General features: G+C 63.7%; 9 protein-coding genes. 5 read left to right on the top strand and 4 right to left on the bottom strand.

The genetic code is table 11. The features are described 5' to 3' along the window. Window positions 1-152: 152 nt before the first annotated feature. Window positions 153-1238, top strand: a complete 1086-nt coding sequence (locus tag ACOYYX_RS17785) for a hypothetical protein (protein ID WP_422931253.1) — start codon at window positions 153-155, stop codon at window positions 1236-1238. 50 nt (window positions 1239-1288) lie between these two features. Then, a complete protein-coding gene (locus ACOYYX_RS17790) occupies window positions 1289-2869 on the top strand; it encodes a hypothetical protein (protein WP_422931254.1) in 1581 nt (526 codons plus the stop codon). Between the two features lie 55 nt (window positions 2870-2924). On the opposite strand, the gene ACOYYX_RS17795 is transcribed toward ACOYYX_RS17790, so the two are convergent. The 4 genes from ACOYYX_RS17795 to ACOYYX_RS17810 all read right to left on the bottom strand — a co-directional run bounded on the left by ACOYYX_RS17795 (window position 2925) and on the right by ACOYYX_RS17810 (window position 9037). Further along, window positions 2925-4109 (bottom strand): acyltransferase family protein, encoded by a 1185-nt coding sequence (locus tag ACOYYX_RS17795; protein ID WP_422931255.1) that lies wholly within the window; start codon window positions 4107-4109, stop codon window positions 2925-2927. A gap of 111 nt (window positions 4110-4220) precedes the next feature. Then, on the bottom strand, window positions 4221-5351 hold the full coding sequence (locus ACOYYX_RS17800) for a hypothetical protein (RefSeq protein ID WP_422931256.1): 1131 nt from the start codon (window positions 5349-5351) through the stop codon (window positions 4221-4223). Between the two features lie 150 nt (window positions 5352-5501). Then, entirely contained in the window at window positions 5502-5996 is a 495-nt protein-coding gene (locus ACOYYX_RS17805) for a peroxiredoxin (protein WP_422931257.1), read from the bottom strand. A 110-nt stretch (window positions 5997-6106) separates the two neighbouring features. Further along, the gene (locus ACOYYX_RS17810; RefSeq protein WP_422931258.1) at window positions 6107-9037 is read right to left on the bottom strand and encodes a sigma-70 family RNA polymerase sigma factor; all 2931 of its coding nucleotides are present in this window, start codon (window positions 9035-9037) and stop codon (window positions 6107-6109) included. A 545-nt stretch (window positions 9038-9582) separates the two neighbouring features. On the opposite strand from ACOYYX_RS17810, the gene ACOYYX_RS17815 reads away from it, so the two are divergent. The 3 genes from ACOYYX_RS17815 (at window position 9583) to ACOYYX_RS17825 (ending at window position 15400) form a co-directional block, all read left to right on the top strand. Then, a complete protein-coding gene (locus ACOYYX_RS17815) occupies window positions 9583-10527 on the top strand; it encodes an SgcJ/EcaC family oxidoreductase (RefSeq protein WP_422931259.1) in 945 nt (314 codons plus the stop codon). Between the two features lie 517 nt (window positions 10528-11044). Further along, complete coding sequence (locus ACOYYX_RS17820) at window positions 11045-12832, top strand: tetratricopeptide repeat protein (protein ID WP_422931260.1); 1788 nt, start codon at window positions 11045-11047, stop codon at window positions 12830-12832. A gap of 378 nt (window positions 12833-13210) precedes the next feature. After that, on the top strand, window positions 13211-15400 hold the full coding sequence (locus tag ACOYYX_RS17825) for a ThuA domain-containing protein (RefSeq protein WP_422931261.1): 2190 nt from the start codon (window positions 13211-13213) through the stop codon (window positions 15398-15400). Window positions 15401-15458: the final 58 nt, after the last annotated feature.

Consider the following 15458-nt stretch of genomic DNA (forward strand, 5'->3'; position numbering starts at 1 on the left):
AGCCCTTCCGAGCGGCCCTCTTTCCCGCTATGACTAGGGCAACGACCGTCGCACGCCACCGTCTTGTCGCGCGACCTCGGCTCAAGCCCGCCTCTCGAGCGCCATGCGACCTTGCCGCGGACGCCTCCCCTTTGGATTTGAGGTTCAAACCTGTGGACACGGCCGGACCGCAGATCGCTCCCGCCGGGCGAGGCCGGATCGCCTCGCTCGACCAGTTCCGAGGCTACACGGTCGTCGGGATGCTCTTCGTCAACTTCATCGGCGGGTTCGCCGTCATGCCCGCGGTGCTCAAGCACCACAACACGTATTGCAGCTATGCCGACACGATCATGCCGCAGTTCTTCTTCGCGGTCGGCTTCGCCTTCCGCCTGACGTTCTTGCGGCGGTTCGAGACGATCGGATATCGGGCCGCGGCGATCTCCGCCATCAAGCGGAACCTCGGGCTCCTGCTGGTCGGCTTCGTCTTCCACCACCTCGACGGCGACTACAAGAAGTGGTCCGACCTCGAGAAACTCGGCCTCGGCGGCTTCTTCGCGACGGCCTTCTCGAGGGAGATCTTCCAGACCCTCGTCCACATCGCCTTGGCCTCGATCTGGGTCCTGCCCGTGATCGCCCGAGGCCCCATGGTGCGAGTCGCCTACCTCGTCGCGAGTGCCCTGCTCCACCTCGGGCTCTCGTACGGGTTCTACTTCGACTTCGCCTGGAAACGACCGGTCATCGACGGCGGCCCGCTCGGCTTCCTCTCGTGGTCGATCCCTGTGCTGGTCGGCTCCCTCGCCTACGATATCGTCGTGAGTGCCAAAGGTCACGCGGTCGCCCGCCTCGCCGCGTGGTCGATCGTATTGATGGGGCTCGGATATGCCCTGTCGTGCATGGACGGCTCGCTCGCCTCGCCCCCCTTCTTCCCCCCCTCACGGCCGATCGACCTCTGGACGATGAGTCAGCGCACGGGAAGCATCAGCTACCTCATCTTCTCGGCCGGGTTCTCACTCGCGGTATATGCGATCTTCGTCGTCCTCTGCGACCGAGCGGGCCTGCAAGCGGGGATCTTCCGCACCTTCGGCCAGAATGCCCTCGTCACCTACCTGCTGCACGGGATGATCGGAGGCGCGATCAAGCCGTTCGTCCCCAACGACTCTCCGCTCTGGTACGTGGGCGCGGCGGTCGGCCTCTACTTCCTGATCAATTATCTCTTCATTCGATCGCTCGAGCGCGACGGCATCCACCTTCGCCTCTGACCGGCCCCATTACGTTCCCCCCCGACCCTTGCCGACGAGGTGTCACCATCATGTCGTCAACGTCGACGACCGTCCCCGCGCCGTCCTGGCCAACCCTGATCTTCACGGGGCTCTCCCTCTCCATCGGCTGGGGGATCCGCGGCAATTTCGGCCATGAGACCGGCGCGATGATGGCGGGCTCGCTCTCCGCCATCGCGATCGCCCTGACCTCGCGACGCGAGGACTGGCAGAGGCGCGTCGCCTACTTCGGCATGCTCGGGGCGCTGGGCTGGTCGTTCGGCGGCAGCATGTCGTACATGCAGGTCGTGGCCTACACGCATTCGGGCCACTCGCCATCGGTCCTCTACGGCTTCGCCTGCCTCTTCGTCATCGGATTCCTCTGGGCCGCTCCAGGCGGGATCGGGACGGCCCTCGCGGCCGTCCTCGATCGCGAGCGCCTGACTCAGCTCTTCGGGCCGATTTCGGTCGTGATCGCGACGTGGTGGGCTCAAGAGGCCCTGCTCGAACCCTGGCTGCGAGCGCGAGGCTACTCGCTTAACTGGCACGACACCGACTGGCTCGGGTCGCTCACCGCCATCCTAGCGGCCCTCGCCTATGCGGGCGTCCGGCGCAAGGTCGATCTGGCAACCTCTCTCGTTCTGTACATGGGGATTGGCTGGTGGGTCGGTTTCGCGGTGCTCGTACTTGTGCTCGGCATGAGGATGACGCCGCCTCGTGGCGATAACTGGTCGGGCTGCGTGGGATTGGTGGGAGGCCTCTTCGCCTATTGCCGACGCTACAACCTGGGCGAGGTCGCCCGCGCGGGCCTCGTCACGGGGATCCTCGGCGGGATCGGATTCGCGGCCGCCTCGATGCTGAAACTCGTCGAGGTTACCAGCGGCTACGACACGAACTGGCACAGCATCCTCGAGCAGACGACGGGCCTCTTCAACGGCTTCGCCCTGGCGATCGCGATGATCCCGATCGCTCGATGGTCTCCGGCTCTTTCGACGTCAGGTCGACCGAGGCGATTTACCGAGGTCTACGCCGTAGGCTTCATCCTCGTCTTCATCAGCTATCTCAACTTCCGCAAGAACCCGGCCGAGTGGATCCGCCTGAAGGCCGTGCCGGCCGAAATGATGGGGATCTCCGCGGCGCACTGGTTCGACATCGCCTACATCCTCATCGCGCTGACGATCCTCGTCCCCCTGCTGCGACACATCAGGAGGCCCTTAGCCCTGATCCCGGCGAGCGCGTTGGGACGGGGCCAATGGCTCTTTCTGGCTCATGTCTGGTGGCTCGTCGTGGGTAACTTCGAGCGGGCCCTCGTGGGATTCACCACTCAGCGATTGGTGACGGAAGGGGTGATCCTGCTGAACGCCGCCGTCTGCACGCTGCTCTGCGTGCTTTTCCCCGTCGAGCCTATCGCCGCGGATTCAGAGCAGGGGTCGAAGGAAAGCGGCATCCCTCGTCCTCATTTTTCCCTGCGAGCCACGGCTATCATCGGCTGCGTCCTGGCCTCCCTGTCGATCCTCGTCGACTGGCAGGTCGTGCGGGCGATCTATGGGGATCGCTTCGCCGGGCACGCCAAGTTGCACACGCGGTTCGGACCTCAGGCCACGTCGAGCGAGAAGCCCAAGCCGAAGTCCTGAGCTTCGAAATACGCGAGGGGCGCCAGCGCCGACGCCCCTCGGCTCTCACTCCGAATCAGACTCGCAGGAAGATCTTCCTACGATAGAGGAAGAGGAGGAAGAGCCACTCGACCAGGAGGATCCCCGTCGGCATGACCACGCTGCCGAAGGTTCCCGTATGCGTCGACAGCCCCGTGAAGAAGAAAGCGGCGATCTTGCGGAAGTCGATGATGTTCCGCCCGAAGTAGATGGTGATCGCGTTCGTACCGATGACGACGAAGAAGAAGGCCCACTTGCGCAGCTTCAACACGTCAATGACCATGTAGAAGAGCGCCAGGAGCAAGAGGCTCCAGCCTCCGGCGAACAGCACGAACGAGCTCGTCCAGAGGATCTTGATGATCGGGAAAACCATCCCCCAGGCGTAACCGACCCCCAGGCTCACCAACCCCGCCACGGTCAGGCCGAGCACCTTCATCCACGGTGAGTTCGGCGAGCGGAGCCAGTGGCCGGCCAGGACGCCGAGCAAGGCCGTCGCGACGGCCGGGATCGTCGAAACAAGCCCTTCGTTGTCGCCGAAGCCGTAATAGGCCTTGACGATCTTGCCCGGGAGGACGTGACGATCCACGTAACCCGCCAGGTTCCCCTCCATCGTGAGATCCCCCGCCTTGCCGCCCGGGACCGGCGTGAACGAGAGCAAGGCCCAGTAGCCGAGCAGGATGCCGACGACGATGAAGGCCAAGGTGCGAGGCTTGAACCTGAGGGTAAGGATCGCGGCGAAGAAGTAGCCGAGCGCGATGCGTTGGAGCACACCCGGCCAGCGCAGGTTCTGGAAGTCGAATCGGAGGATGTTGTTGGCGAGCAGTCCCAGAACGAAGAGGGCCAGGGCCCGACGCGCGACGCGAAAGTAGAGGGCACTATTGGCCCGCCCTTCCTCGCGGATCTTGCCCAATGAGAACGGCAGGACCGTCCCCACGATGAAGAGGAAAAGCGGGAAGATCAGGTCGAGGAAGTGGAAACCTTCCCACTGGACGTGCTCCAATTGCGTCTCGAGGACCTCGAAGGTCTTGCTCGCCGCCGGCGATTTCGTGACTTCCGCGATGAACTTGGACCAGGCGAGGACGAGCCCCTCGCCGCCGATGATCCAGAACATGTCGAACCCGCGCAACGCGTCGATGGAAACGAGTCGCTCGGTGGGCGTGGAGACCGACTTCGTCAGGGCGACGCTCGGCTCAGGGGAGGGTGATTCTGCGACGGTGGACATGGGGTGCTTCTCGGGGTCGAACGTGCGGGGAAATCGAGAGCCTTGGACGGCCTCCTGGCGATGATCGCGGACGCGTAATCCGGCGATCGGCAAGGGCCGTGGGGGGACGTGCTACTCGGCCGGCGGCAGTTCCGCGACGAACTCCGCCAGCTCGGCCAGGGAAGGACTCTTGGCAGTCCGCACATAGTATCCACTGGTCGACACGCCAGCACAAAGACTTTCGGCGAGGTCGAGCCCCAAAATCCGGCCGAGGCAGAACCCGGCGTTGAAGTGATCCCCCGCGCCCGTGCTGATGATCGGCTGCCTGACGAAGGGCCCGTCGAACTTGGCGGCCTCCGTCGCGGTCGCCGCCGCCGCGGCCCGCCTCGGGTGGATCACCACGCAGGAAAGTCCGAGTGCTTCGCGGATCGCCCGGGCCTCGTCGGCGATGGCACCCTCCGGGTCTGCGTGGCTCGGAAGGTCCAGGACCGCGTTGATCTGGAGTGCCTCCTTGAGGTTCAGCCCCAGGATCACCTCGGCATGCTCCTGGAATCGACGCAGCAAGCCCAGCGCAGCCCGGATCTCTTCGGGCGTCCGCTTTTCCGGGTCCGCCAGGTCGATGAAGATGATCCGAGGCCCCTGGCCGAGCTTCGGCAGGACCTCGTCCGCGAGTCGTTCCCAGATCTGGCTCATCCGGGGGATCATGGTCCAGTTGAGCATGCCGACGAGATTCGCGCCGCCGATCAACCCTTCGAGTCTTTCCTCGCCGACCCGCTCTACAATCGTCTCCCAGTGGATCTCGTTCAGGGAGCCGTTCTTGCCGAGCATGACCTTGCCGTCGTCGAATTCGAGGGCGTCGGTGTGCCCCGGCTGGGCGATGCTGATCAGTTCCGCCCTGGAGGCGAACTCGGCGAAGACCGGATCCGGGACGGGGAGCCCGAGGCTGCCGACGTACGACACACCCATCCCGAGGCATGCCAGGGCATTGGCCAGGATCGGCCCGTTGCCGCCGAGCTTGCGATGCTTGACGACGAGCTCGTAGTTGGTCGACTCCCCGGCCGCGGCACGGATCTTGTCCCCCATCGCGCCGATGGTCCGGACGGGGTCGAAGCGACCGTCCACATAACGCTTGTCGACGACGGCGATGATCTCGTCGACGAACCCGTCGAACCCGAGCAAGGCGCGGGCCTTCGCGGCCTCGCCCAGCCCGGTCGCCAGCTTCCGCGAGGTCGACGCGCAGATTTGCCCACGAGGACGGTTCATGCGAGCCATCCATTCTCCAGGAGACGAGAGAGGAGCCTACCCGATTGGGATATCGGCAACACTATACTCGTCCCCGGCGCGGTTCGCCCGAGGTTTTTGCGCACAGAGCTCAGACAGCTCAACTTTCGACCGAGCGGGCTCCTGGAACCCTCAAGGATTCGAGGACGGGGCAACCCCCTCGGACCTCAACGTTTTCAGCATGGCCAGAGTCTCGTCAACATGTTTGTTGACCTGCAACTGAGATGAGAAGATGTGCCTGACGACCCCTTGCCTGTCGATCAGATAGGTCACTCGACCGGGAAATAGCCCCAGCGTTTTGGGCACGGAATACGTCGCCCGGAGCTTCCCGCCCGCGTCGCTGAGCAGGTGGAAGGGAACCTGGAGCCTCCCCGAGAACTGGCGGTGCGAGTCGACGGAGTCGGAGCTCACCCCGATCACTTCGGCCCCGGCGTCGCGGAAGGCCTCATAGCTGTCGCGGAATGAACAGACCTCCGCGGTGCATCCCGGCGTGTTGTCCTTCGGGTAGAAGAAGAGCACGACTTCCGCCTTACCTCGGAAGTCGCTCAGCCTGACGGTTTCTCCCCCCGAAGCAGGCAGCTCAAAGTCAGGGGCGATGTCGCCCACACCGACGGCCTTGCTGGCCAAAGTTCGAACTCCTTGATGCAGGGACGAGGGCGGATCGGGGCGATCCTCTCGCCACGATCCCTCGGCCCAGCCTACACCAAGGAGTCCGAGACCGCCAGGAAGCTTTGCACTCAACGGACTTTCGACTTCACGGTGACATCACCGACGTCGCGAACCTCGCCGGGACGCAGCTCGAGTTGGCGAAAGACATCGCCGGTGTCGAGGCGGAAACCGGGTTTGGACGGGTTCTGGACGTGGACCGAGACCTTCAGACCTGGCCTGATCCCTGCAACCTGGAAACGGCCTTGGGCGTCGGTCGCCCAGATTTCGTCATCGGGCCATAAGCCCTGGAACGAGGGTCCGAAGCCGCCGATACCGGGGAAGTGCGTCTGCGCCATCAGGCCGGATGAAGCCATGGGGAGGCCATCCTCGTCGACGAGCCGTCCCTTGATCGTCGCTATGGGTTCGAGCCGAACTACCAGGGTTTCGCTCGGCTTGCGGTCCTCCTTCGTCACGGAGGCCCAGCCGACCAGTCCCCGCTCTTCGTGGCCGAAGACGATGAGACGCGGAGTTCCTGGCTTCAATCCGAGGACTTCGAACGCGTCGCCTTCGAGACTCCTGGCCGGCGTCCGGACGTCGCTATGACCAGAATACTTGGCGCCGAGGACCGCCTTACCGTCGGGACCGATCAGCCGCCCTTTGAGCGTGTCGCCCCTGGTCAGGTCGAGCGCGACATCCAGGGTCGTCGCGTCGACCGGGATATCGAGCATCTGGTAGGCATGGTAAGCGTTGAGGGGCATCGTGATGGCCTCTCGATCCTCCAATCCGCCGATCCCCTTGCCCTTGTCGGCCGGCCTCAACCTCGCCCGCAGGTAGGAGAGATTCTCCCCTCGAAGATTCGCGGCAAGCATCCCACGACCTGGCGGGACCGTGATCCGGAAAGTTGGGTCGACGATGCCACTAGTGCTGAGCTCGGCATCCCCCTCATTCTTATTCCCCGGGGCCTTGTCATAGGCGACATGCTTGGCACGCATGGGTTGTCCGGTTGCCGGGTCGACGAGGCGTCCGACGAGGATGACGCCCTTCGGGACGACGAGGTCCTTGACGATCGGGTCGAGCCCCTTCGTATCCGGGACCACGACCTCCGCGCTCAGATAAGGGTCGATACCGGTGCTCGGGATGACGCGGAGCTTATACGAAACCCCTTTGGGCAGGCCCAGGAGTTCAAAATGCCCTTTTTCGTCGGTCAGCGCCGAGACCTCGGTCCAGGTCAAGGGCTCGGTCGCCAGCACCTGGATCCCGGCCAGGGGTTTCTCGGATCCTTTCGCCTTCACCGTCCCCATGATCGGCTTGGTCGGGCCCAGGACATGCTGAAAGCTGGCGCCGACGAATGGCAGTGCGGGCGGAGGCCCGCCAGGTCGGTTCATGCCTGAGCCTCGATTCGTCTCCGGGCGAGTCCGGGCCTGGCCCTCGCGGGCCATGGCGTGGAGATACCCCTTCTGCACATTCGGGCCCCGAAACTCGAGCCGGACGACCCGATCACGGCCAACACCTCGGATCTCGAAACGACCTTCGCTGTCGGTCGTCCGCGGCTCGATCCAGGAAGGTCCGGAGTACTGGGACACGGCCTTCCCCATCTCGCCGCGGTTCAGGCTCGTCTCTCGACTCCGTTCGTCCAAGTCGATGACCTCGCGGGAGAAGACCGCGACCCCGGAGACCGGACGGCCTTGCTGGTCGAGGATACGTCCCCGGAGCGGCACGTCGTCGCGGACGAGCTTGAATAGAGCCTCATCCTTCTTCAGCAACGATTCGGCCGATACCCAGGCCATCCCGAAGCCGGGAGACACGGCGGCGATCTGGGCACCATGCCAGACGGGGAAATCCCTGTACGGGAAATTGCTCGCCGACTTGTCGAGATCGAATCGGAATCGGCCGTCGGGATTGGTACCCGCGACCTTCTCGGAGTGGGACTCGGGGATCGTGTTGCCCGTCGCCCTGGTCAGCAGGTCGAAGCTGTAGTGATGCACGTAGATCGTCGCGTCGGCGACGGGCTTGCCATCGGGGTCGACCACGCGGCCCTTCACCGGGAACGTACCGACAGCATCGAGCGGGTCGGGTTCCAACGCGGGCCGGGCCGCAACGACAGATGTTGCCGACGTCGGTAGTTTTGTTTTGGATTGCGGCTCGTCGCCTCGAAGTTCCAAGGCGGCAAGACCTCCACCGGCGATGACCGTCATGATGACGACGATCGATAAGATTTGCTTGAGTTTCTGAACCATCATGATCTTGAGTACCTCCTGACCGAGGATCACCGCCGAGCCGGCCGTCCCCTTGATGACGGCCGTCGTCATGGACGTTGATAGAGCGGCCCGGACGGTCGAGTCGATCCATGGCGACGGAACGACCGAGGTGGCTTCGCGAACGCGGAGCATGGCCATGCTCGCGGAGCCGGCCTCGAAACCTCGGCGACGGAGCCGGGCCTTGAGTTTCTCGCGGCCTTCCGTCAGTCGCCGTCGCAAGGTCCGTTCGCTCCAGCGCAATGACTCGGCCGCACGGACGAGAGAAAGGCCTTCGAGGTCGCAGAGGACGACGGCCTGGCGTGCCTTATCCGGGAGCTTCGCGACTTCGTCGTGGAGCGCCGGGGTCAGCTCATCGGGGATGTCGCGTCCTTCCTTCAAATTCGAGATCGCCAATTCCCCCGCCCTCCTCTCCTGGACACGTCGCCGGGCCTCGGCGGCGTTGGCCTGGATGGCGACCCTGTAGGCGACCAGATAGAGCCAACCGCCGATGTTGGCGCGACCTCGGAGGCTGCTTGCCTTCCGCACCAGGATCATGAAGGTCGCCTGGAAGGCGTCCTCCGCGTCGCTCGGGTTCTGGAGCACGCCCCGGCAGGCCCGCAAGACCAGGGGGCCATGTCGGGCGAGGAGGGACTCGAAGGCCAACCCGTCTCGTCCCGATAGGAAGCGGTCGATCAGTTGGGCGTCGGAGAGCCCCGTGACCGTCCCCTCGGTGAAGAGGCGTTGGATCTGGAACATGGTGGCGCCCGCCGGGTCTATGGTCATCTGGCCTGATTCCCCCTCGGATCGTTGCCTTCCGCCACTAATAGGGGCGGCTCTCGAGAATCTGGCCAAACTTTTTCGATGGATCGCCAACACGACCCGTATCAATTTCAAGGGACGTCGTCACAAATGGCCAGGACCACTCTAGTAACAACACCGGGATCAACTCATTCAAAGGCATGAAATCTGCAAGAAAGTGGGGGGGGGGCTTGCGGCCTGATTGGTTTCAACGGCGTCTGGAATGGCTTCCTTCGACCAATAACCGACGCTGGGCCGACGATTGCGTGCGAGAGGTGATGGGACCGAGGATCCTCCCTGACTGAATGGGCTTCGGCTATCTGTGATTTTGACGCAACTTTGCCGATCGATCGTCCGAGCCTGGCAAACATGAAGATGTCCAAACTCCAGCGAGGGCTTGCGGACGAATGCCTTGCCGCCAACAATCTGGCTGGCCGATTCCCGGCCCACATCGACCGGAGTCGGCGGCGAGCCGGCTCCATCACCCAATCCGGGTCGTGATTGATCCAAGAGGACAGGCGTAGAGTCCTATGAAGACACGAATCTCGGTCGCGCTCGGCGTGGCGATGGTCATGGGTTCCTGGCTGGCCGCTCAGGAGCCGAGCACGCCCAAGGCGCCCGAAGCCCCGGAAGGGGCGGCGGCTGCACGCAGCCACGATGAGCAGGCGATCAAAGGAGCGTATGAGGCCTTCTCCCAGTCATTTCAAAAGGGAGACGCCAAAGCACTCGTCGAACTATTCACGCCCGAGGGGGAGACTGCGGACGCGGAGGGGGGGATCCTCCACGGCCGCGACGCCCTCTTGCAGCACTACACGTCGCAGTTCGGCGGCGGCACAGGGGACCAGATCAAGACGAGCGTCGAATCCGTAACCTTCCTCGATGGGATGCTCGCGCGGGCGGCCGGGACCAGCGAGATCGTCCCGGCGGGCGGGGGCGCGACGCACCACTCGCGGTTCCACGGGCTGCACATCAAGCGCGACGGCCGTTGGTACCTCGCCAGCCTCCGCGAGTTGCCGAGTTCCGACCTCGCCCCGCAGGAGCACCTCAAGCAGCTTGAGTGGCTGATCGGCGACTGGATCGAGGAGACGGCGGATGCGGTCGTGCATACGTCTTACAAATGGTCGGAGGACAAGGCCTCGATCCATCGGACGTTCAGCGTGAGCATGAAGGGGCAGCCGGCCTTCACCGGCACCCAGCGGATCGGCTGGGATCCGCTCACGAAGCAGATCAAGTCCTGGGTCTTCGACTCCCGAGGGGGCTACGGCGACGGGCTCTGGGTTAGGTCCGGGAACCAGTGGTTCATCAAGGCGACGGGGGTGAGGAGCGACGGTCGGGTCGCGACGGCAACTCAGATTCTCACATTCGTCAACAAGGATCAGCTCGAGTGGAAGTCGACCGACCGGACCCTCGGAGCCGATGTTGAACCGGAAGTCCTGGAAATCGTCATGGTGCGGAAACCGCCCGAGCCCAAGTGAACCATATGCGACACATCTCTGCCCCCATTTCCCCCCCAACTTCGTCTTGAGGTATTCGAACATGCCGAACACCATAGTGCGACGGACACTCCTCTCGGCGATCGTCCTTGCCGGCGCCTCGGCGCTGGTCGGGGTGAATGCCGCGCCCCCGCCCCGATCGAATCCGGCCGCCAACCGTGCTCGGCAAGTCGCGCCGCCTCGGGCCGCACATCCGCAAGCCCGGCCCTCCGGGCCTGCCCACGCCGCGTCCAGGCCCGCCGGACCCACGATGCAGGCTCGCGGATTCAAGGTCCAGCCGATCCTGGCAGCCCCGCCCCGTGGCGGAGGCGGTGGGGGGCAGCGGCCGGGTGGTGGTGGGGGACCACGACCGGGTGGTGGCGGTGGGCCTCGACCCGGGAATCCTGGAAATCCTGCTGCGCGACCCGGCGGACCCGCCAATCTTGGCGCCAGACCCGGCAACCTCGGGGCTCGGCCCGGCGGAGCGAATCCGTTCGGCCCCGGCGCGGGCGCCCGCCCCATGCCCAATCGCCCTATCGGCGATAACCTCGGCGTAGTCAATCGCCAGGCGGCCATGGAAGCCGCGCGGAACCGGGCTCAGGCCAACCACATACCGCCCCACAATCCGGGCATCAATCCGAATATCCAGAATCGGCCGAATCTCAACAACAACGTCAACATCAACCGGCCCGGGATGATCAACCGGCCAACGAACATCAACAACAACAATATTCGCAATAACATCAATAACGCCAATATTCGCAACAACGAGATCATCCACAACAATGTCCGAAATAATACGAACGTTGTGAACAACAACGTCAACCGGAACAACGTCAACGTCAATAGAAACAACGTCAACGTCAACCGCAATCAGGTTACCAACATCACGAATGTGACGAACGTAACTCAGAACAACAGCCGTAACAACTTCCATGGTCATGGCGGCCAGGCCTGGGGCATGTATGGCGGCGGGCGTCCCCCCGGCGGCTACGGCGGCAGCAACGGCTTCCGAGGAGTCGGCTACGGTGGCTGGGGCGGCCCCTCGCGGTACGCCTCCTATCACTCGAGCTGGGTCAACGGCGGTTGGAACCCGAACTACTTCCGATCGGGCTGGGGCTCCAACCGCTTCTACGGCGGGGGTGGGTACGGTTTCGGCGGGGGTGGCTACGGTTACAACAACGGCTACTACGGCTATAACAACAACATCGGGAATAGCGCCCTCGGCTGGGGTGTCGGCATCGGCGTCGCGGCGCTTGGCATGAGCGCCCTGTTCAACCAGTGGGGATATTCCCGCTACTCGAACCCGTATTACGTCAGCCCGGCCCTGGCCCAGCCGGCGATCGTCGTCTCGCAGCCGGTGATCCCGGATCAGCCACCACCAGTCATCTACGACTATTCCCAGCCGATCGACCCTTCGGCCCCGCCGCCTCCTCCGGAGATCATCACCCAGGCGGTCTCGGAGCTCGATGCTGCCCGAGGTGCCTTCAAGGCGGGCGACTACAACGCCGCCCTGGCTCAGTGCGAGTCGGCCCTGCGCAAGACGCCGAACGATCCGATGCTCCACCAGTTCCGGGCGATCTGTCTCTTCGCCATGCAGCGCTACGACGAGGCGGCCGTCCCGCTCTACACGGTGCTGACCGTCGGGCCAGGATGGGATTGGACGACCCTCTCCGGACTCTACCCGTCGGTCGACATCTACACCCAGCAACTCCGAAACCTGGAGGGATACTGCGACGCGACGCCGAGGGCCGCTGCCGCTCGATTCGTCCTCGCCGACCTCTATTTGACCCAGGGGCACATCGAGGCGGCGATCTCCAAGCTGAGGGAGGTCGTTGCGCTCCAACCGCAGGACCGGCTCTCGGCCCAGCTCATCGAGACGCTGACCCCCAAGCCCGACGCCAACGCGGCCAGTGCCACACCTCCCGGACCTGTGTATGATCCGAACGCGACGAACGGGACGCCCCCTGCCCAGCCGACGAACGGGACCCCGCCGGAGCCCCCTTCTCTGCCGACCAACCCGGTTCCCCCGAAGCTCGTCGGCACCTGGACGGCCAAGCCGGATCCTTCGGTCACGATCACGCTCGCGATGGACGGCAACAAGAACTTCGACTGGAACGTAGCCTCGTCTGGCCAGCCGAATGCGATCAAGGGCCAGGCCACCTTCGATAACGATACGCTCTTCCTCGCTCCCCCCGACCAGCCCCCGATGGTCGGCAAGGTCACGTGGAAAACCGATCGCCAGTTTCAGTTCAAGGCCCTCGGCGGACCGGACAACGATCCGGGCCTCGAGTTCACCCTGAACTGAGTCGACCGAAATCTAACCCCTGAATTCGCAACCGCCACCGCGGGAGCCGCCTCGAGAGATCGGGCCGCTCCCTCCGGTGGCGGTCGGCGTTTGCGTTGCGTCTGAATTGCCAGCGATGATGAAGATCGTTCCCACCTCGAGCCTCGGCCGGAATCTTCTGGCGAGGTCCCCCTCGGTCTGATCCAATACCCGACATATCAACGTACTGCATCCGTTTTCGGCAATGGGACCTCAACGGTCCGGATAACCCCCCATGCGAGGCACGCGATGACCACCCACGGGCGACTCTTCGTGTTTGCGTTGACCGCTATGTTGACCCTGGTCGCATCGAGAAAACCGGCATTAGGAGAGGAGCGATCGATCTGGGAAGACCCGGTCATGACGCAGCCGTTCGACACGCAGCCATTCCGGCCGGTGGCAATCCCGGAGTGGGTGCAGGAGACGGTCGGATGCGGATACACCCTCTCGGTCATGGATTCGGAGTCGCGTGTAAGGGCGGCGACGCATGGGGTCACGATCAGCGAGATGGGCTTCGTCGATCCCTTCTTCACTTATTACGAGAGCCGCTTATTGAAGAAGCGTAGCCCGCATGTGCCTCCCGACCGGCTGGTGAAGGATATCGCGGAGTACAAGCGATTGGGCATCCGAATCCTCGCCGTCTATCCCCCTTGCCTCCAGAGGGAGGTCTACGAGACTCATCCCGACTGGCGCCGAGTGGATAGAGACACCCTGGAGATGCCCCAGATCGACATGCAAAAGTCCCCTCATGGCGGGATGCTTTGCCTGCTCGGGCCCTATGGCGACTTCTTCATCGAAGTCCTCGCCGAGATCCTCACAAAATTCCCCGACGTCTCCGCCTTCAGCTTCGACGGCCTACACTACGGCGGATTCTGCTACTGCCAGCACTGCCGCGAGGCCTATCGTCGCGACGCGGGGGAACCGATCCCGGCCGTCGACATGAATGACCCGGCCTTCCGCCGCTATCAGCACTGGGCCGACCGCCGGATGGAAGGCCTCGTTCGTCGCATGCAAGTGCGACTCAAGGGGATCAAGCCAGACGTGGCACTCGTCACGTGGACGACGAATGCCGGGAGGTTCGGCCACTTCCTCAGCATTCCCAGGAACATGCCTTCGCGCATGAACCTCTTGCTCGATGCCCCCGACCAGGAATTCTGGCTCGACGAGACGAACCGGGGGATGACGATCGTCCCGGCCTTCGCCAACGCCTATATCTGGTCGACCACGAACCATCGCGTGGCCTTCAGCGAGCCTTACATCCTCAGCCACGGCAACCCCTACGGTAAGGACAGCTTCCCGCCTCACGAGATCGGGCGCCGCATGATGCTGGCGCTGACTTACGGGGCCGCGCCGAGCATCGCCGTCAGCCAGCCCGCATTCTTGCAGAAAGAGCTGTACAGGTGCCTGGATCAAGTCCAGGAGCGCAAGCCATGGCTGACCCACAAGGAGCCAGAACGCTGGGCGGCGCTCGTCATGAGCGACAACTCGCGGAACTTCTACGGCCGCTCCCCGGGCCAGGTCGAGGAGCGCTACATGGCCAACGTCTTCGGGACCTTCCGCACGGCGGTCGAGGAGCACTTACCAGTTACCGTGATCAATGATTGGAACCTGAATGACGCCGACCTCTCGCGTTACAAGGTTCTGATCCTAGCCAACACTGCCTGCCTTGACGGGAGACAACTCGACGCCGTCCGCAAGTTCGTGAAGCAAGGAGGCGGCCTGGTGGCCAGCCTCGACGCCTCGCTCTTCGACGAATACGGCAACCCTCGACGAAACTTCGCGCTCGCCGACGTCTTCGGCGTCGACTATCGCGTCACGGCCGACGCGAAGCCTTCCGAGGCCAGGGATCTGGATGTCAATTTCGCGAAATCGATCGGCACCGACTACTGGGAGAAGCGGAAGGACGTCTTCGACTTCCGGCTCAAGACGCAATCATTCCTGAACCAGGGACGCATGAAAACCTACGTGAACGATAGTATCGTGACCTATAAAGGTCCCGCGGTCTGCGTCGTCCCTCGCGCCGACACGGAGACGATCGGGACGCTGCGAGTGAAGTCGAAGCCCGACGGCCAGGACTTCCCGGGAGTCGTCATCCACAAATACGGAGAAGGCCGCGTCGCCTACCTCGCCGCCGGCTTCGACTCGGCCTATTATATCTACGCGTATCCATATCAACGTCTCCTGCTACGAAATGCCATAGACTGGGCTGCGTCCGACGGCCCTCCGGTGAGAGTCGAGGCGCCGATGTGCGTGCACGCCAACTTGATGAGGCAGCGGCGCGACGGCGGTCAACGCCTGATCCTGCACCTCTTCAATGACCTGAACACTTCCGCCGCCCACGCCTTGCCGAACGACGATGTGCCCCTCCGCGAGGAGGTCATCCCGATCCACGACATACGCATAGCTTTCGCCCCGACTTACCGGATTCGACGTGTCCATCTCGAGCCGAAGGGCCAGGGCTTGTCGACCCAGGTGACCGCACAAGCCACGATTGTTGTAGTCCCTGAACTCGATGTCCACGCCATGGTCGTGGTCGAGCTCGGCCATTGAAGATGGCGGCACATGCGCCCTATAGGGTCGCCAAATGCTCGCAACAGCGGAGATCATT

It is taken from the genome of Singulisphaera chitinilytica (assembly GCF_049331405.1).
Taxonomy (GTDB): domain Bacteria; phylum Planctomycetota; class Planctomycetia; order Isosphaerales; family Isosphaeraceae; genus PoT.

What these genes read in the sequence shown, in the direction of transcription:
- ACOYYX_RS17825 (WP_422931261.1), top strand. Translation starts at nt 13,211, where the DNA reads ATGACGCAGCCGTTCGACACGCAGCCATTCCGGCCGGTGGCAATCCCG.
- ACOYYX_RS17810 (WP_422931258.1), bottom strand. Translation starts at nt 9,037, where the DNA reads ATGACCATAGACCCGGCGGGCGCCACCATGTTCCAGATCCAACGCCTC.
- ACOYYX_RS17800 (WP_422931256.1), bottom strand. Translation starts at nt 5,351, where the DNA reads ATGAACCGTCCTCGTGGGCAAATCTGCGCGTCGACCTCGCGGAAGCTG.
- ACOYYX_RS17815 (WP_422931259.1), top strand. Translation starts at nt 9,583, where the DNA reads ATGAAGACACGAATCTCGGTCGCGCTCGGCGTGGCGATGGTCATGGGT.
- ACOYYX_RS17820 (WP_422931260.1), top strand. Translation starts at nt 11,045, where the DNA reads ATGCCCAATCGCCCTATCGGCGATAACCTCGGCGTAGTCAATCGCCAG.
- ACOYYX_RS17790 (WP_422931254.1), top strand. Translation starts at nt 1,289, where the DNA reads ATGTCGTCAACGTCGACGACCGTCCCCGCGCCGTCCTGGCCAACCCTG.
- ACOYYX_RS17795 (WP_422931255.1), bottom strand. Translation starts at nt 4,109, where the DNA reads ATGTCCACCGTCGCAGAATCACCCTCCCCTGAGCCGAGCGTCGCCCTG.